The following is a 16383-nucleotide window of genomic DNA, read 5'->3' on the forward strand; positions in this document are numbered from 1 at the left end:
CATCTGACTAGCGACGCACGTGGGCGGTGACATACCGCCATGCCAAAATGGTCGGCGCTATCGGGCCGGCCAGAATGGCATTTGTGACCAACTGGAAAAATGATTCCGCGCTGGCCAGCCACCGGAAGATGGGTTCCTCGCGCCTTTCAATATTGCTCATCTGAGCACTCCTCCCCAATTTTTCACCCTCTTTGCGGGATGTAATGATGGGTCTAAATCGCAGGGCGCTCACATGCCGTCAAGCCCAAAACTGACCCTATGAACAAAGGGCTCTGTTGCAAAGATTGGCGGCAGTCAGAGGTAGGCTGTCGCTCTGCGCCGATCAGGCGGCTGCTGCGAAATGGTGGTTGAGCATGCCCATGGCCTCCGTCAGCGCCGAGGGCCCAATGCCAAAAGCTCTCTCCACAAGGCGCACCTCGCCCCTGATGCCGGGCTGCAGGCACCAGGGGCGAGCCTGTCCTTTGCGCAGGGCTCGCATGACTTCGAATCCCTTGATCGTGGCATAGGCCGTGGGGATCGATTTGAAACCGCGCACCGGCTTGATCAGTATCTTGAGCTTTCCGTGATCGGCCTCGATCACGTTATTGAGATACTTCACCTGCCGGTGGGCCGTCTCCCGGTCCAGCTTTCCTTCGCGCTTCAATTCGGTGATCGCTGCACCATAGCTCGGCGCTTTGTCGGTATTGAGCGTGGCAGGCTTTTCCCAGTGCTTCAGGCCTCGCAGGGCCTTGCCCAGGAACCGCTTCGCTGCCTTGGCGCTGCGGGTCGGCGACAGGTAGAAATCGATCGTGTCGCCCCGCTTGTCGACTGCCCGGTACAGGTAGGTCCACTTGCCCCGCACCTTGACGTAGGTTTCATCCAGGCGCCAGCTCGGATCAAAGCCACGCCGCCAGAACCAGCGCAGCCGCTTCTCCATCTCCGGGGCGTAGCACTGGACCCAGCGATAGATCGTCGTATGGTCGACCGAAATGCCGCGTTCCGCCAGCATTTCCTCAAGGTCGCGATAGCTGATCGGATAGCGACAATACCAGCGCACCGCCCACAGGATCACATCACCCTGGAAATGGCGCCACTTGAAATCCGTCATCGTTCCGTCCGTCCAATCTCCGCCAAGCATGCTCAAGCTTCACGATTTTTGCAACAGAGCCTGGATTGGCTCCGGGGTTGAGAAAAGCAGGGCCATATTCCACTCGCTCGACATGACGGAAAGGACGTTAATCCGATGATTAGCGCCATCTTATCCCGGCGCGTGCTCTCCTGCTTCTTCATACTCCTCAAACTCAAACAGCCTTCGCATGTCGAGACGCTTCGCCATGAGATCGGCGAGCGAATAGCGATCCAGCACGGCCAGGAATGCATCCAGCGCTTCGCTCAGCACTCCGGTCAAGCCGCAAGCCGGGGCGATCACGCAGCTCCCGCAATCGACCAGATCGAAACCATCCTCGGTATGGCGGATCACCGCGCCGATATTGATGCTTTCCGGTGGGGCGCCCAGACGGATGCCGCCGGATCTCCCCCTGACACTCGCGACGTAGCCGGCGTTGGCGAGATCATTGACCACCTTCATCAGATGATTTTGCGAAATGCGATACGCGCCAGAAACGTCCGCGATCGAGCATAGTTTTTCTGGCCGAGCCGCCAGATATAGCAGCACGCGCAAGGCATAATCCGTATAGAGCGTCAGCCGCATGCGATCTCCGATTGGGGGCGCAAATTGCCCCTGTCCAAATATATGCATTGTTGTTGCATCTTTTAAACCGGCAGTATAGATGCATCCACAGTACATGTTTGGGGGCGCAGATCTTGAGCGGGAATATTGAGAAGAAGTGGCGGGCAGCCGCTACGGGCGAAGTCGCCTCGCGCCGATCCGCACATAACTGATCCCCTATAGCCGCTTATTCATCCCATCCGCACCGGCCTGCCCGGCTGGTGTTTCACAACTGGCATCACGCCGCTTCAAGGAAACAGCGCATGACCGCAACGCTCTCTAGCGAGACCATGGCAATCGTGAAATCAACCGCACCGGCGCTTCAGAAATACGGGCTGGAAATCACATCGCGCATGTATGAGCGCCTGTTCGTCGATCCCGAGATGAAGGCGTTGTTCGATCAGGCCGCGCAGAAATCAGGCGAACAGCCCAAGCGCCTTGCCGGCGCGATTCTCGCCTTTGCGCAGAATGTCGACAAGCTGAGCGTCCTGCGCCCCGCGATCGAGAGCATGGCCGCCCGCCATGTCGAGACGCACATCAAGCCCGAACATTATCCGGCCGTAGCCGCCGCACTGCTTCCGGCAATCAGGGATGTGCTGGGGGAAGCCGCAACCGACGAGGTGCTCGCGGCATGGGGGGAGGCTTATGGCTTCCTGGCCGATATTCTCATCAAGCGCGAAGCGACTCTCTATGCGGAAGAAGCTGAAGCAGCGGAAGACTATGCCAAGGTGTGAAGTCTGCGCCCGGCGAGGATCATGAATATTCGGCAATAATGCTCTCCAGCCGAGCACAGGATTCGGCAACATTCGCGGACAGGTTGGTAAAGCTCAAAAGAAGCCCCGCCTGCCGCGAACCAGGCGATGCATACCATGTCGATAACGGCACCGGGGCCAGGCCGTGCGTAAGTGCCTGAAGCGCGATTTCGGTGTCGTTCGCGCCTTCTGGCAGCCGTAGCAAAATGGCGAGGCCGGCGGTGGTCTGGTCCCGCTTCCCCGTCAGATTGGCCAGGAGGAGATCGCGCCGGCTCTCGTACAAGCGCTTCATTCGCCGCAGATGGCGAAGATAATGGCCTTCGCGTATGAATGCCGCCACCGCGAGTTGAATGATCGGCCCTGGGGCCGGGGCCAGGCACGCGGCTGCCTCACCAAATCGGCTCGCCAGCATCGGCGGTGCCACCAGAAAGCCCAGTCGAAGGGCGGGGCTGATGGTCTTGCTGAAAGTACCGATATGGATCACGCGCCCTGCATGATCAAGCGATGCAAGCGCTGGAGCCGCCCGGCCCTTGAGCTGAAGCTCGCTTAGATAATCATCCTCGATAATCCAGCCACCGTGGCGGATCGCCCATTCGAGCAGGGCGTGCCGCCGCGCGAGCGACATCGTTACGCCAAGCGGGGCTTGCTGACCCGCCGTGACGATAGCCAGCTTCGCATCGGGGCACAGCGCGATTCCATGCGCGACGTCCAGCCCCTCGCCGTCCACGCGCACGGGGACGGGCGTCACATGCGCAAAGGTAAGCGCGGTTCGCGTGATGGGGTAGCCCGGCTCCTCCATCCAGGCGTTGCTGCCCTCGACACCCAGCACGCGCGTAGTCAGCCCCAATGCCCCGGCATAGCCGCCGGTTACGAATATCTGGGAGGGCGAACAGGATATGCCGCGCGATATGGCCAGGTAAGCGGCGATTTCCTGCCGCAACTCCGGCTCACCGCGAGGATCCGGATATTGGGCGGGCGCTGCTGCTCCGGCCTTTGCCGCCCGCGTCACGATCCGCGACCAGCTTGTGAACGGAAATGCATCCTGCGCGGGGACCGCCATCTGGAACATCCCGGCGCGCGCGGAGAAATCCCGGAATATTTCCGGCAGCGGGCGCGGATCGGGCAGCATTGCCTCACGTGGCGCAAGCGGGGGCAGGGTGGCCACGCGGGTTCCGGCCTGCTTGGACGCAATGATGAGCTGCGCATCGCTCAGCCGCTCATAGGCGATGCGCACGGTGCCCCGGGCGAGGCCCAGCTGGGAAGCAAGATCCCGCCAGGACGGCAGACGCGCGCCGGGGAGCAGGCGTCCCTCGCGGATTGCCGAGGCGATGCTTTCGTGAATCTGTTCTGCCAAAGATATCTTGGTCGTGCGATCAAGGTGGATGTCGAGCGGTGAGACCATGGCGATTATGGTACAGTCTTTTTCGGTGCTCTAGCCCGCCTTATTCACCAAAAGTGTCCTGAAGGGTTGGCGGGAGTGGCGTAAGCCTCTGATCTGAATTAGGAACTGGGTGTCTAAGCCGAACCTGCCGCAGGGCAGAAAATGCCACGGGCCACACCCGCCATGAACGATGATATCGCAAGCTCATTTGGATTCCCAGCAGTCGGCCGCAAGAAAATCACAGCTGCGTTCGACGGTGGCCGGCTTACCTCGGATGGCGGTGTTCTACTGCTTGCACAGGCCGAGCGCGCGATGGGGATTTGCCAGCGCCTGGCGGCTTGTATTGCCGATCCGCGCGATCCAGCGCGGGTGATCCATCGCCTGGATGACATTCTGCGTGCCCGTGTGTTCGCGATTGCGTGCGGCTATGAGGATGCCGATGATCTCGATGCTCTGCGCGACGATCCAGGCTTCCGCCTGGCGCTCGGCAAGCTGCCGGAATCGGGCGCGGGGCTGGCCAGCCAACCGACGATGAGCCGGTGGGAAAATGCACCGACTACGCGCGAACTGGCCAGCATGATGGCCGCGATGATCGACATCTACTGCGCCAGCTATCCCGCCCCTCCGACAGCGGTCACGCTGGATATCGACGACACGTGCGACGTCGTGCATGGCTATCAACAGCTCTCGTTCTGGAACGGGCATCATGGGGAGCGCTGCTTCCTACCGATCCATATCTACGACACCGCGACCGGCAGGCCGGTGGCCATGCTGCTGCGCACAGGCAAGACGCCTTCTGGAAAGGAGGCGGCGGGGCACATCCGACGCCTGGTGCGTCACCTGCGCCGTAATTGGCCCGATACCCACATCACTATCCGCGGCGACGGGCACTATGGTCGACCCGAGGTCATGGCCTACTGCGATGCGGCCCGCGTCGATTACGTGTTCGGCCTGCCCACCAATTCAGCGCTGCGCGCCGATCCCGCCATTGTTGCGGTCGCCGATGCCTGCGCGGTCAAGCGCGCCCAGCGTCAGTGTCCCGTCCTGCGCAACTATGCCGAGACCCGCTATGGGGCAAAGACCTGGAAGTGCCAGCGTCGCGTCGTTGCACGGATCGAGGCCAGCACGCTGGGCATGGACATCCGCTATGTCGTCACCTCGTTGGCAACAGGATCGGCCGAGCACATCTACGACACGCTCTACTGCGCGCGTGGTCAGGCCGAGAACCTGATCAAGCGCCACAAGTCCCAGCTCGCCAGCGACCGAACCTCGTGCCGCTCGGCCAATGCCAATCAGATGCGCCTGATACTGCACACTGCCGCATACTGGCTGCTATGGCGCATCCAGCAGGCGATGCCCAGGACCGCTGCTCTGGCAAGCGCGGAGTTTACCACCTTGCGCCTGCGGCTGCTCAAGGTCGCTGCGCGCGTCGTAGAAAGTGCTAGCCGCATCCGCATTGCCTTCGCTTCCGCCTGTCCGGATGCCGACCTGTTCCGCGCCCTCGTTCTCCGGCTGAAGCCTGCGCCGGCGTAGCCCATGCGGCAGCGCCGCAGAACTCCGAGCCCAGCCCTTCAACCCGAAAAGCCCATCAATCCGAATGCGGTGAAACAAACGCCAGCGATGCCGGTCGTCCGCGCAATACAGCCAGCCGCAGCAAATGCCCAGAGCGGGCCCGAAACCGAGCGTCGTGAATAAGAGAGGCTAGCTACCGTTTCATCGGACAGCGAAGTTCCGTCACCCTGCTTTGGAAACTGCGCGAGCCAATGCTGTGCATAGCCGATTCCGAGCACCATAAGCGCCATCATCGGGAAGAACAGGACGTTGAGAAAACCGGCCGCCGCGCTGTCGTAGAACGCCTCAAGCGGCGCGATCCTGGTCGATGCAGCCATGCCGATCCACCAGACCGGAATTGCCGACCACCACAGCTTCGCGTACCACGGACGCCAAAGCCAATCGGCCGGTTTCAGCCGAGGCGATGCCGGTTCGGGCGCTTGAATATGGGCGGCGTTGTTCATCGCTATATCCTCACTGGAGGACTATAGCAGAATTCTGTCGGTGTTCCATCATTTGTGAATCGGCTCGATCTGGAAACCGATTGGGAACAACGCTTCTAATCTATCGGCATTGACCCATCTTTGCGAACAGGGATCGATGTGGCGGCGTCAATTCCAGAGAGAGGGTATTGGCGCCGCCGCAATAACCGTCACCAATGTCAATGCATGACGGTCGTTCTTGCCAGTTCCGGTAAATGTCGCGGTTGGGACAGCTTTTGCGGTGTCCAACACGGACTGCGTCTCAGCCGCTTCTGCTGGGCATATGACTTACAAGGTCGGCACGAGACCGTGCATTTTCCATATCTCGAGCATCTCCATCCCCGGGCAACCCCCTTCTCGGCACCTCCGCTGATGCGAGCGGCGGCGCGACCTGTAAGGCTGGCAGTCATGATGTTTTCAAAATCTGAAGTCCGGCTAACGGCTCGGAAACCATAAAATAGCGCATGGCACCTTCGCGCAAAGAGCCAGCGCACAACAATATCCAAGTTGGGGGTTGTTGTTGATGAAAATCCCGCGATTTCTGTCATGCTCCTCTGCAACTAAGAAGGAGGTGAGAGCATGGGGAGCGGTAACGAGCCGGGCAACGACGAATTAAAAGAACAAGCGCTGGAAATGATGGAGCAGTCCTTGGCGATCCTATACGCCTTGCAGGAACCCGCTGCTGCCGATCTCCACGATGTGATTGAGAGGGTCATGGGGTCGTCGGGCAAGATGGGGGAAGAAGGCGAGGTATGGGATTCTGTTTTTACCGATCTACCGCACCTGACCATGCGGGCCTTGTTCCTTCATCGCAATGACGGCTTTACCGTTGGCCAGATCGCACGCCGCCTCCGCATCAGCGAGGCCGACGCGGCGGAGCGCCTCGACCACGCTGTGCGCTATGTTCGCGCGCCTGCATCACCAAGAATATAGCCAGCGCTGGCGGAAAGACATTGCCCGGCCATTCCGCCAAAATCCATGTCGAACCGTAAGCCTTCAATGTACCTGCTGGTCCCAAACGCGAGCGGCTCCCTCTCCCATCACCTCCACCCTTTCCTCGCTGCTCCCGCACTTCACCTAACCACCACCCTTCCGCGCTGCTCGCCGCAAACAGGCTGACCTGCAGGCGTCGGAGGGGCGCCTGACCTATCCCGGCAGCAATTGCTTCTCCAACGCGGCAACAAGCTCCTGCCTCTTGCCAGGGTCCAACCGGTCCAGGTTACGTTGCTTCCACAAAACCGCGGGCAGTCGCCTCGCCTCATCAATGCCCGCAAGCGCCCAGTCCGGTTCACCACGCTTGAAGCCGACAAGGAATTGCCGATGAGTGTCAGGCATCCCGGCAACCATGCACGCGATGATGTCTTCACGCGCTGATTCCAGTTCCGCCAGAGTGATCGGCTGGTGAGTCATTCCGACGAAACCGCGCTCGAACTCCTCGGCGAGCGGTTTACGGGCGGGAGCGAGAACCTCGGCCATCGGGCGATTATGGCTGGCGAGGTAGACGAGAAATGCACGTCGCAAATCGTCTGTGACGCCTTCGTTCGCCAGCAAGTCGCGGACGTCGAAGAGGTCGCGAGGGTGCTGCCGGTCGAGCGCCGCCACGATTTTTCCCGCATAGAGATCGGCGAAGGACACCACCTGAATCTCAGCAAAACCAAAGGCGTCCTCGACTGCGGGAACGACACCCATAACGACGGGATCATAGACCGTCCCGCGCAACACTGGCGTGACCTCGATCTTGATCTGCACATCATCCGCACGAACGATGAGCTTGGTGACGATTTTTTCGTCAGCGGAACGCGACGCATGAATCCTGGCTCCGACCAGTCCTTCCTCGATGCGTTCCTTGATCCGCAGCATCGCCGCATCGATCGTGGCGAGCGAGGTCGCGCGGTCCTCGATCGGCAGATAGGTGAGGTCGATGTCCACCGAAAGTCGCGGCAGGTCACGCACGAACAGATTGATCGCTGTTCCGCCTTTCAGCGCGAAGATATCCTCCTTCGCGACGTGAGGCATAACACGCAGAAGAAGAGCGACCTGTCTCCGGTAGCCGTCGAGAAACGCCATACAGCTATTCTCCCGCCAGGTCGGAGGGCACGGTGATGTTGTAGCGCCGGTCGAGCTTCCCTCCTTTGACCAGGACGCGTTTGCCCGATCCGAGATCCAGGCGGGAAACATCGAGCTTCGAACGCCAGGCATGGCCATGGCGATCCGCGAAGAAGAGGAAGAGACGCTTCACTTTTACGCTCGCGCACGCCTCAAGAAGTGTCTGAAGGCGACGTGGGCTGAGGTCGCTCATTCCTTCCATCAGCATGTCGACCTGATGGAAGCTCTCATGGGGAAGCTCATCGAGCAGTTCGAGAACGGCGCGTTCCTTGCTCGAACAGCGGATCGGCAAGGTCGTGCCGGCGGTGCTGGACATCCGGGGCGCAGGCTCGGGAGGAATCTCGCCGTCGACTGGAAACAGCCGGAGGCTGTTATGCCAGCGGAACGAGACATCGAGTGGCAGGCTGTCGAGCCATGTCGGCGGCCGGCTTGGCCCATAGAGATGGACTTCGCGCACCGTTATGGAGAGATAATGAGCGTAGCCCTGCTGTTCGAGCGCTGTGCGCCCGCCAACTGTCAAAGGCAGGTCCAACAGGGATTGCAGTGAGATAACGGCCTGTTCCCAGGTGAGCGGTCCACGCGAGCGGCGATAGACGCGCCGGGTCGGGCTATCGAGCCATCCCGCGCGAACATATTGGCTCCGCAGCGATGATGAGTAACCATGGGCTTCCATCCATGCCGCGTCGACCAGCAGGCTCTCTGGGAGATCCCGTTGCAGCCGGTTTAATTTTCCTAATGTTTGCGAAGCCATGCTATGCATTTTGACAGATTGGGAAACTACTGTCGAGTTTATTAATTTCGAAATTGGCTAAGCCTTGCTTGGCATTATCAGAGCTCGGCAAACTGGATCGTGCGACCGTAGGTCAATACACTTATCCGCCCTAGGCATGGCGATTCGCGGGCCAATTGACGGGATGCGCAACACGGCGACACCGACAGGACTGTCAAGGACTGCGCCGTTTCGCCCTGTGGCGCGGGCGGCGGGGTCCAGCCTCAATGATCCCTTGGTCGTTTCGAAGGATCTGCGCGTCGATGAGCGCCCTGGCGACAAGCTCTGAGCGCTTGTAGACGCCGTAACGCTGCTTTGCGTGGGAGACGAAATAGCGCACCGAGGTCTCGCTCAGACCGAGTATCTGGCTGATCTCCCAATCGCTCTTGCCGACGGCGACCAATGCCGTGCATTGAGCTTCGCGGCGCGTGAGCCTGGGTACGTCATGTCCGCGCGAGGCATGATGTAGTCTGAGGCCCGCCTTGAACCCGAAGGCAGCGACGATGTGGAGCGTCGTCAGTAGCGATGGCGAAGCCATGATCGGCTCCGCGCGTGCGAAAGTGCAAGACGCATGGGATTCGCTCGGTATGTGGAGCGGCACGGTGACACCGTGGACGAGACCATGCAGCCGCGCTTCTTCGAACAGGGCTGATTGTGTGCCTGTGAGATCGACATAACCGGGAATCTCGTCCCAGCTGAACGGGCGGTCCAGCAACTGGCTCACCTCATAGACTGGATCGATGACGTACGCGTGGCTCTCGGTGTAGAAACGCACGAACTCCGCCGGATAGTTGGTAATAACCAGCGCCCGTTCGACCAAGCGTGGGAGGCCGCCATGTTGGATCATCGCGACATAGGGGAAGCCCATTTTCGTGGCGGCATCAGCTAAGGCGGCGAGCAGCGCTTCCATTGAAGAAGCGGCATTGAAGCGTGAGAGTGTCTCACGCATTCTGGCATTGACATACATGGCATCCTCCTTGGGTTGTGTTGGCCGTGCACCGGCAAACGTGCCAGAAGAAGCCGTTGTGATACCTATGGGAGATAGGGGGCATTCACAGCCGTCAGCCAGCGCTATGGCTGACGCGTGAGGCTGCTAGGGCAATCGTGGATTCGCTGTTTCGAAAACCTGGCTCAGGATCCGCGACACCGCCGCCGGTATTATTCTCCTGCGAAACCTGCGCGGAACCGTTCGGCAATCGTTAGTCTGAAGCATCGTTACGATGTCCCACGCAATTTGGTGTTCTGACATTCGACTGCCTCCTCACGCCATCGTGCCGATGGTTCGCCGGAACCGCGCCAACGCAATGGCGAAGAAGATCGCGCCGATAGCAATGATAGCCAGGAACTGGGGCCAGACCACGTCAAAGCCCGCGCCCCGGTAAAGGATGGCCTGCGCCATCTTCACGAAATGGGTGGTGGGCGCGGCCAACATGACCGTCTGGACGAACTCCGGCATGCTTTCGCGCGGCGTCGAACCGCCGGACAGCATCTGCAACGGCAGCAGCACCAGCATCAGCAACAAGCCGAACTGCGGCATGGAGCGCGCGATCGTCCCCATGAAGATGCCGATGGAGGTCGTGGCGAACAGGTGCAGCCCCGCTCCGGCGAGGAACAGCGCGATCGACCCTTCGACGGGAACGGACAGTACCCCTTCCACCATCACGAAAAGCGCGAAAGCGCAGGCGACCAGGACAACGAGCCCCATGGCCCAGACCTTGCTGGCCATGATCTCGAACGGCGTCACCGGCATCACTAGCAGGTGTTCGATCGTGCCGTGCTCGCGCTCGCGGATCAGGGCCGCGCCCGTCAGCACGATCGACAGCATGGTGACGCTGTTGATGATTTCCATGACCGCGCCGAACCAGCTTTGCGCCAGCGTAGGATTGAACCGCACGCGCAGCGCCAGCTCGACCGGGACCGGCGTGCTCGCACGCGTGCCTTTCATGAATTCGGCAACTTCGCCCTGCACGATCTGCTGGATGTAGCCGCCGCCCGTGAAAGCCTGGCTCATCCGCGTAGCGTCAACGTTGAGCTGCAAGCCGGGTTGGCGTCCCGCAAGTACGTCTCGCTGAAAATCGGGCGGGATGTCGAGAGCGAACGTATAGCGCCCGGCATCCAGCCCCTTGTCCACTTCGTTCAGTCCCACGATCGAAGGGGGCGTGAAGTGCGGCGGATAAAAGGCGCCGGTTATCCGGCTGGAAAGCTGCGACTGGTCTTCATCGACGATCGCGATAGGCGCCTTGTGCAGCGTTTCCGGCATGGCGGTTGCCGCGACGTAGATCCCCACCGAGAACGAATAGAGGATCAGGAACAGCATCATCGGATCGCGCCACAGGCTGCGCAGTTCCTTGATGCCGAGCCGGTAGATGTTGGCCGCGTGGCGCATATCAGCTCTCCTGCTTACGCAGCAACGCGACACACAGCGCCAGGATGACGGGAAACGTCGCGAACAGCACGAGAAGGTCAGGCCAGAGGTCGGCGAAGCCCAGCCCCTTGGAAAAGACGCCGCGGCAGATGGTGACGAACCAGGTCGCGGGATATATCGATCCGATCACCGCGCCCGCCCCCTCGAGCGAGGACACCGGGTTGATCAGGCCGGAAAACTGCACGGCGGGCAGGATCGTGCCGATGGCGGTGGCGAACATCGCGGCAATCTGGCTGCGCATGAAGATGGAGAACAGCAGGCCGATGGCCGTCGCCGACAGCGTATAGAAGAGAGCGCCCAGCGTCATCGCGAGGAAACTGCCCGTCAACGGCACACCGAACATCGTGACGGCGAGGAACACCAGCAAGACATAGTTCAGCATGGCGAGCGCGACATAGGGAAGCTGCTTGCCCAGCAGGAATTCCACCTTGCTGATCGGCGTCACGTAGAAATTGACGATGGAACCCAGCTCCTTTTCCCGCACCACGCTCAAAGCCGTCAGCATCGCCGGGAACAAGAGCAGCATCATCGGAATCACGGCCGGCGCGATGGCTACAAGGCTTTTCACGTCCGGATTGTAACGATAGCGCAGCTCGATATTGACGAGACCCATCGATGGCCGCGCACCTGTTTCCTGCACGGCCATTTCACTGAGCCAGTGGGCATGCAGGGCCTGGACATAGCCTTGCACGGTCTCGGCCCGCTGCGGCATGGCGCCATCGACCCATACACCGATCTGCACCGGCACGCCCCGGCGCAGGTCGCGCGCGAAATTGGGCGGAATCTCCAGGGCCACGCTCAGTTCGCCCGAGCGCATCCGCCGGTCCAACTGGCTATAGTCGGTGATCGGCGGCCGTTCGATGAAATAGCGCGATCCGGCCAGGTTGAGGACGTAGTTCTCGCTGGTGGTCGTGCCGTCGCGGTCCAGCACGGCGAACGGCAAGTCCTCCACGTCCATGCTGATGCCATAGCCCATGATGAACATCAGGATGACGCTGCCCAGCAGGGCCAGGGTGGCGCGGATGGGATCGCGGCGCAATTCCAGCCCTTCGCGCCGGGCATAGCTCATCATCCGGCGCCGCATGAACCATGGGGAGCGGGCCGGTGCAGCCGAAATGTCCTGATCGGCCGCGGCAGGCGCGCCCGCAGGAACCGGATCGTCCCTCTTTTCTGTCGGCGTCTCGCCGCTCGCATCCTGAAGATAGGCGATGAACGCTTCTTCCAGGTCCGCCGCGCCGCGGTTCTCGACAATGGCGGCGGGGGTGTCGCTGACCAGCACCTTGCCCGCATGCATCAGCGATATGCGGTCGCACCGCTCCGCTTCGTTCATGAAGTGCGTGGAAATGAAGATCGTCACCTTGTCGCGCCGGGACAGGTCGATCATCATCTGCCAGAACTGGTCCCGCGCGATCGGATCGACGCCGGACGTCGGTTCATCCAGGATCAGCATTTCCGGCTTGTGGATCATGGCGACGGCTAGGCTGAGCCGCTGGCGCTGGCCCAGCGGCAAGGCGCCGGGCAACGCATCCATGATGCCATCCAGGCCGAACCGCTGCGCCATTTCCCTCACGCGGGCCGGCACTTCCCCGGCGGGAACATGGAAGAGCTGGGCATGCAGCTCGAGGTTCTGCCGGACCGTCAGTTCCGAGTAGAGCGAGAAGGCCTGGCTCATATAGCCAACGCGCCGGCGCGTCGCCATGTCGTCATTCTCGACCTCGCGGCCGAACAGCCAGGCCTGGCCTTCGCTGGCTTTCAGCAGGCCGGTCAGCATCTTCATGGTGGTCGACTTGCCGCAGCCGTTGGAGCCGAGGAATCCAAAGATCTCGCCGCGCTCGATGCGAAAATCGACATGATCGACTGCCGTGAAATCACCGAAACGCATGGTGAGCCCCTGCGCCTCGATGGCGATCTCGGCCTCGCCGCCGTCGCTGCGCGGCGGAATCTCCACCGGCTTGTGCCCGCGGCGGCGCTCCTCGGGAAGCATCGAGATAAACGCCTGTTCCAGCGACTGTTCGCCGGTGCGTGCATAGAAGTCGGCTGCGGTGCCGGTGGCCAGCACCTTTCCCGCGTCCATCGCGATTAGCCAGTCGAAGCGTTCGGCCTCTTCCATATAGGCCGTGGCGACCAGCACGCTCATGTGCGGGCGGTTCGCGCGGATGCGGTCGATCAGATCCCAGAATTGCGCGCGCGACATGGGATCGACGCCGGTTGTCGGCTCATCCAGCAGCAGGAAATCGGGATCGTGGATGAGCGCGCAGCACAAGCCGAGCTTCTGCTTCATGCCGCCCGAAAGCTTGCCCGCCGGGCGCTTGCGGAACGGCGCGAGGCCCGTGCTTTCGGTGAGGTCGGCAATGCGGCGCTCGCGTTCGGCCGCGTCCTGCCCGAACAACCGCCCGAAGAATTCGAGATTTTCGTCGATGGAGAGCGTAGGATAGAGGTTCTTGCCCAGCCCCTGCGGCATATAGGCGATGCGCGGACACACGGCGTTGCGGTGGCGGGCCTCGGCCATGTCGCCGCCCAGCACCTCGACCCGGCCCTCCTGGATGGCTCGCGCGCCCGCGATCAGGGAAAACAGGCTGGACTTGCCGACGCCGTCCGGGCCGATCATCGCCACCATGCGCCCGGCGGGGATTTCAAGATTCACATCATCGAGCGCCAGCACCTTGCCGTAATGCAGGCTCACGCCCGAAACGCGGGCGACAGCTTCCGTCATTGCGGCACGTTGACGGTCAGTTTCGCGGGCCATTCGGATTTCGGATCGATCCGCACATAGGCCATGCCCGGAAGGCCGGTCTTGACCTGGGTGATATAGCGATCGAGCAACTTGCGATCGATCTGCGCCTTCACGCGGAACATCAGTTTCTGGCGCTCGCTTTGCGTCTCCACCGTCTTGGGCGTGAACTGGGCCACATCGGCAACGAAGCTGACTTTCGCAGGGATCGCACGATCCGGAAGCGCATCGAGCACGATGCGTACATCGCTGCCCAGCGCCACCTTGCCCGCGACCGTTTCCGGCAGGAAGAAGGTCATGTAGACGTCGCCCAGATTGACCAGGTTGAGCACGCGCCCGCCGCCACCCACGACTTCGCCCGGCTGGGCGACGCGATATTGCACGCGGCCGGCCGTCGGCGCCTTGAGGTCGCTGTCGCGGATATCGGCCTCGATCCGCTGGATGGTGGCGCGCACGGCATCGACCTGCGAACGCGCGCCGATCACCTGGTTGCGCGCCGTCGTGATCGCCGCGTCGACGGCCGCGAGTTGGGCGCGAGCGGCCTCCACTGCCGCCGCCGCGCCTTCGACGCGGGCCTGATCGTCATCCCGTTCCTGCACGGCGGTCGCACCTTCTCGCGCCAGCGTTTCCGATCGCGCCAGCCGCTTGCGCGCCGCGTTCAGCTCCGCCTCACGCTGGCGGACGCCGGCGAGAGCCGCCGCCCGGTTGCTCTGCTGCTGCGCGACCTGGCTGGTCGCGATCTGGATGCCGTTCAGCGCCTGCGCCAGTTGCGCTTCGGCTTCGGCCCTCTGGGCACTCAGCACGTCCGTATCCATATGGGCGACGACTTGCCCCGCCTGCACGAACGCGCCTTCGTCGACCAGGATTTCGCGGATGCGGCCGGGCGATTTGGCGGAAACGTCGATTTCAACCGCTTCGATCCGGCCGTTACCGCCGACGATGCCTTCGGGCAAATCGCCGGGCTTGAGCACCTGCCAAAGGAGCAGAGCTACAACGACGAGCGCCGCCGCGATGCCGCCCCTGATGAGCCATGTCTTCCGGGACGCCGTCATCGCCTGTGTTCTCCGCCTTGATCGTTGCTGTCGTGGACGACTTCGGCGGGAAAGCCCCCGCCAAGCGCCGCGTAGAGGGCTATGCCGCTCGCCAGATGAGCGCGGCGCAACTGGATCAGCGCCTGTTCGGTGTCGAAAAGGTCGCGTTGCGCGTCCAGCACTTCCAAATAGGCCGAACGCCCGTTGTCGAACCGCAACCCGGCCAGCCGAGCCCGTTCGCGCAAGGCGTCCAGCGAGCTGCGCGCGGTGTCGATCCGCAACGCCAGTTGCCGGCGCCGGACCAGCGCGTCGGAAACATCACGAAACGCGCCCTGCACGGTCTTTTCATAGCTGGCCACGGCTTCGACCTGCCGCGCTTTCGCCAGATCGAGGTTGCCGGAAAGGCGGCCCGCATTGAACAGCGGCAGGGCGATCGTCGGGGTGAAGCTCCACGCGCGGCTCCCGTCGCCGAACAGCCCGTCGAGATCGGAACTCGCCGTGCCGAAGGCACCCGTCAGGCTGATATTGGGAAAGAACGCCGCCCGCGCCGCGCCGATATCGGCGTTGGCCGCCCGCAATTGATATTCCGCCGCCACGATATCAGGCCGGTTGACCAGAAGGTCGGAGGGCAAGCCCGGCGGAAGGGCGATATCCGGTCCGGTTTCGGCAAGACCGAGGGGCCCAGGCACGATCTCCACGGGCCGCCCGACCAGCAGCGCCAGCGCGTTGCGGTTCACGTCGCGGTCCTGCTCAAGCGCTTGCAGCGCATCCTGCGCCTGCGCCAGCAGCAACTGCGCCTGGGTCATTTCGAGCTTCGAGCCGGACCCGACTTCATAGCGGCGGCGCATGATCCGCAGTGAGTCCTCGCGCGTGACGATCGTCCGCCGGGCAAGCGCGAGGCGTTCCTCATATTCGCGCTCCAGCAGATAGCCATTGGCGACCTGCGCGATCAGGCCGGTGGCAACGGCGCGCTTCGCCTCTTCCGTCGCCAGATAACGATTGCGCGCGGCGTCGTTCAGGTTGCGCAGACGGCCCCAGAAATCGATTTCCCAGCTCGCGCTCACCTGCGCGGTGACCTGCTTGATGTCATAGCTCTGCGTGCCTGCGCCCGGCAGGCTGATGATGGAACGACCCCGCGTGCCGGTGCCGACGGCGTTGAGTTCGGGATAGAGCGCCGATCCCTCGATACGCCAGGCCGCGCGCGCCTGATCGACGCGGGCCGCGGCGATACGGATATCGCGGTTGTTCTCCAGCGCGGCCGCGATCAGCACACGCAGATGCTCTTCCCGGAAGAAATCATGCCAACCGATCCGCGCGATGGACGCGCCCAGCGCGGCTGGCGCGGGATAGTCCTGCGGCACCGGCTGGGCCGGCCGGACATTGGGCGGCGCGAAGGAACAGCCGGACAGGAAAGATGGCACGATCATCGCCGCCATGACGGCCCGGA

At 62.2% G+C, this 16383-nt stretch carries 15 protein-coding genes; 3 read left to right on the top strand and 12 right to left on the bottom strand.

The window, feature by feature from the left end; all coding sequences use genetic code 11:
• Nucleotides 1-7: 7 nt before the first annotated feature.
• The 3 genes from LDB29_RS07900 to LDB29_RS07910 all read right to left on the bottom strand — a co-directional run bounded on the left by LDB29_RS07900 (nt 8) and on the right by LDB29_RS07910 (nt 1690).
• The gene (locus tag LDB29_RS07900) at nt 8-160 is read right to left on the bottom strand and encodes a hypothetical protein (RefSeq protein WP_257556824.1); all 153 of its coding nucleotides are present in this window, start codon (nt 158-160) and stop codon (nt 8-10) included.
• A gap of 162 nt (nt 161-322) precedes the next feature.
• Entirely contained in the window at nt 323-1087 is a 765-nt protein-coding gene (locus LDB29_RS07905; RefSeq protein ID WP_001389365.1) for an IS6-like element IS6100 family transposase, read from the bottom strand.
• Nucleotides 1088-1237: 150 nt separating this feature from the next.
• On the bottom strand, nt 1238-1690 hold the full coding sequence (locus LDB29_RS07910; RefSeq protein WP_257556826.1) for an Rrf2 family transcriptional regulator: 453 nt from the start codon (nt 1688-1690) through the stop codon (nt 1238-1240).
• A gap of 281 nt (nt 1691-1971) precedes the next feature.
• Between LDB29_RS07910 and LDB29_RS07915 the strand changes: the two genes are divergently transcribed.
• Complete coding sequence (locus tag LDB29_RS07915) at nt 1972-2442, top strand: globin domain-containing protein (RefSeq protein ID WP_257556828.1); 471 nt, start codon at nt 1972-1974, stop codon at nt 2440-2442.
• Nucleotides 2443-2461: 19 nt separating this feature from the next.
• Here the strand turns inward: LDB29_RS07915 and LDB29_RS07920 are convergent, their stop codons facing one another.
• Entirely contained in the window at nt 2462-3814 is a 1353-nt protein-coding gene (locus LDB29_RS07920; protein WP_257556829.1) for a PLP-dependent aminotransferase family protein, read from the bottom strand.
• A gap of 210 nt (nt 3815-4024) precedes the next feature.
• Here LDB29_RS07920 and LDB29_RS07925 point away from each other — a divergent pair, with 210 nt between their 5' ends.
• A complete protein-coding gene (locus LDB29_RS07925) occupies nt 4025-5374 on the top strand; it encodes an IS1380-like element ISSp1 family transposase (RefSeq protein WP_373886325.1) in 1350 nt (449 codons plus the stop codon).
• Nucleotides 5375-5412: 38 nt separating this feature from the next.
• On the opposite strand, the gene LDB29_RS07930 is transcribed toward LDB29_RS07925, so the two are convergent.
• Nucleotides 5413-5856, bottom strand: a complete 444-nt coding sequence (locus tag LDB29_RS07930) for a hypothetical protein (protein ID WP_257556832.1) — start codon at nt 5854-5856, stop codon at nt 5413-5415.
• Nucleotides 5857-6453: 597 nt separating this feature from the next.
• Here LDB29_RS07930 and LDB29_RS07935 point away from each other — a divergent pair.
• Nucleotides 6454-6807 carry a hypothetical protein gene (locus LDB29_RS07935; RefSeq protein WP_013846840.1) on the top strand — a complete coding sequence of 118 codons (354 nt, stop codon included), beginning with the start codon at nt 6454-6456 and terminating at the stop codon, nt 6805-6807.
• 213 nt (nt 6808-7020) lie between these two features.
• On the opposite strand, the gene LDB29_RS07940 is transcribed toward LDB29_RS07935, so the two are convergent.
• The 7 genes from LDB29_RS07940 to LDB29_RS07970 form a co-directional block, all read right to left on the bottom strand.
• Complete coding sequence (locus tag LDB29_RS07940; RefSeq protein WP_013846841.1) at nt 7021-7941, bottom strand: nucleotidyl transferase AbiEii/AbiGii toxin family protein; 921 nt, start codon at nt 7939-7941, stop codon at nt 7021-7023.
• A 4-nt stretch (nt 7942-7945) separates the two neighbouring features.
• Nucleotides 7946-8731, bottom strand: coding sequence for a type IV toxin-antitoxin system AbiEi family antitoxin (locus LDB29_RS07945; protein WP_021690794.1), 786 nt, complete (start codon nt 8729-8731; stop codon nt 7946-7948).
• A 193-nt stretch (nt 8732-8924) separates the two neighbouring features.
• Nucleotides 8925-9716: an autoinducer binding domain-containing protein gene (locus tag LDB29_RS07950; RefSeq protein WP_021246285.1), complete on the bottom strand. Its 792-nt coding sequence runs from the start codon at nt 9714-9716 to the stop codon at nt 8925-8927.
• Between the two features lie 294 nt (nt 9717-10010).
• Nucleotides 10011-11135: an ABC transporter permease gene (locus LDB29_RS07955; protein WP_021246284.1), complete on the bottom strand. Its 1125-nt coding sequence runs from the start codon at nt 11133-11135 to the stop codon at nt 10011-10013.
• A 1-nt stretch (nt 11136) separates the two neighbouring features.
• Nucleotides 11137-13887, bottom strand: a complete 2751-nt coding sequence (rbbA, locus tag LDB29_RS07960; RefSeq protein WP_021246283.1) for a ribosome-associated ATPase/putative transporter RbbA — start codon at nt 13885-13887, stop codon at nt 11137-11139.
• The gene (locus LDB29_RS07965; RefSeq protein WP_021246282.1) at nt 13884-14957 is read right to left on the bottom strand and encodes an HlyD family secretion protein; all 1074 of its coding nucleotides are present in this window, start codon (nt 14955-14957) and stop codon (nt 13884-13886) included. Before LDB29_RS07965 ends, rbbA begins: the two co-directional genes overlap by 4 nt.
• Nucleotides 14954-16363 carry an efflux transporter outer membrane subunit gene (locus tag LDB29_RS07970; RefSeq protein WP_037484510.1) on the bottom strand — a complete coding sequence of 470 codons (1410 nt, stop codon included), beginning with the start codon at nt 16361-16363 and terminating at the stop codon, nt 14954-14956. Before LDB29_RS07970 ends, LDB29_RS07965 begins: the two co-directional genes overlap by 4 nt.
• Nucleotides 16364-16383: the final 20 nt, after the last annotated feature.

The sequence above is a fragment of the Sphingobium sp. CFD-2 genome, from assembly GCF_024611135.1.
In the GTDB taxonomy this organism is placed as follows: domain Bacteria; phylum Pseudomonadota; class Alphaproteobacteria; order Sphingomonadales; family Sphingomonadaceae; genus Sphingobium; species Sphingobium fuliginis.

Coding starts and splice junctions, on each gene's coding strand:
- LDB29_RS07940 (WP_013846841.1), bottom strand. CDS start 7,941: ATGGCGTTTCTCGACGGCTACCGGAGACAGGTCGCTCTTCTTCTGCGT.
- LDB29_RS07950 (WP_021246285.1), bottom strand. CDS start 9,716: ATGTATGTCAATGCCAGAATGCGTGAGACACTCTCACGCTTCAATGCC.
- LDB29_RS07930 (WP_257556832.1), bottom strand. CDS start 5,856: ATGAACAACGCCGCCCATATTCAAGCGCCCGAACCGGCATCGCCTCGG.
- LDB29_RS07935 (WP_013846840.1), top strand. CDS start 6,454: ATGGGGAGCGGTAACGAGCCGGGCAACGACGAATTAAAAGAACAAGCG.
- LDB29_RS07915 (WP_257556828.1), top strand. CDS start 1,972: ATGACCGCAACGCTCTCTAGCGAGACCATGGCAATCGTGAAATCAACC.
- LDB29_RS07965 (WP_021246282.1), bottom strand. CDS start 14,957: ATGACGGCGTCCCGGAAGACATGGCTCATCAGGGGCGGCATCGCGGCG.
- LDB29_RS07970 (WP_037484510.1), bottom strand. CDS start 16,363: ATGATCGTGCCATCTTTCCTGTCCGGCTGTTCCTTCGCGCCGCCCAAT.
- LDB29_RS07955 (WP_021246284.1), bottom strand. CDS start 11,135: ATGCGCCACGCGGCCAACATCTACCGGCTCGGCATCAAGGAACTGCGC.
- LDB29_RS07905 (WP_001389365.1), bottom strand. CDS start 1,087: ATGACGGATTTCAAGTGGCGCCATTTCCAGGGTGATGTGATCCTGTGG.
- LDB29_RS07945 (WP_021690794.1), bottom strand. CDS start 8,731: ATGGCTTCGCAAACATTAGGAAAATTAAACCGGCTGCAACGGGATCTC.
- LDB29_RS07900 (WP_257556824.1), bottom strand. CDS start 160: ATGAGCAATATTGAAAGGCGCGAGGAACCCATCTTCCGGTGGCTGGCC.
- LDB29_RS07925 (WP_373886325.1), top strand. CDS start 4,025: ATGAACGATGATATCGCAAGCTCATTTGGATTCCCAGCAGTCGGCCGC.
- rbbA (WP_021246283.1), bottom strand. CDS start 13,887: ATGACGGAAGCTGTCGCCCGCGTTTCGGGCGTGAGCCTGCATTACGGC.
- LDB29_RS07910 (WP_257556826.1), bottom strand. CDS start 1,690: ATGCGGCTGACGCTCTATACGGATTATGCCTTGCGCGTGCTGCTATAT.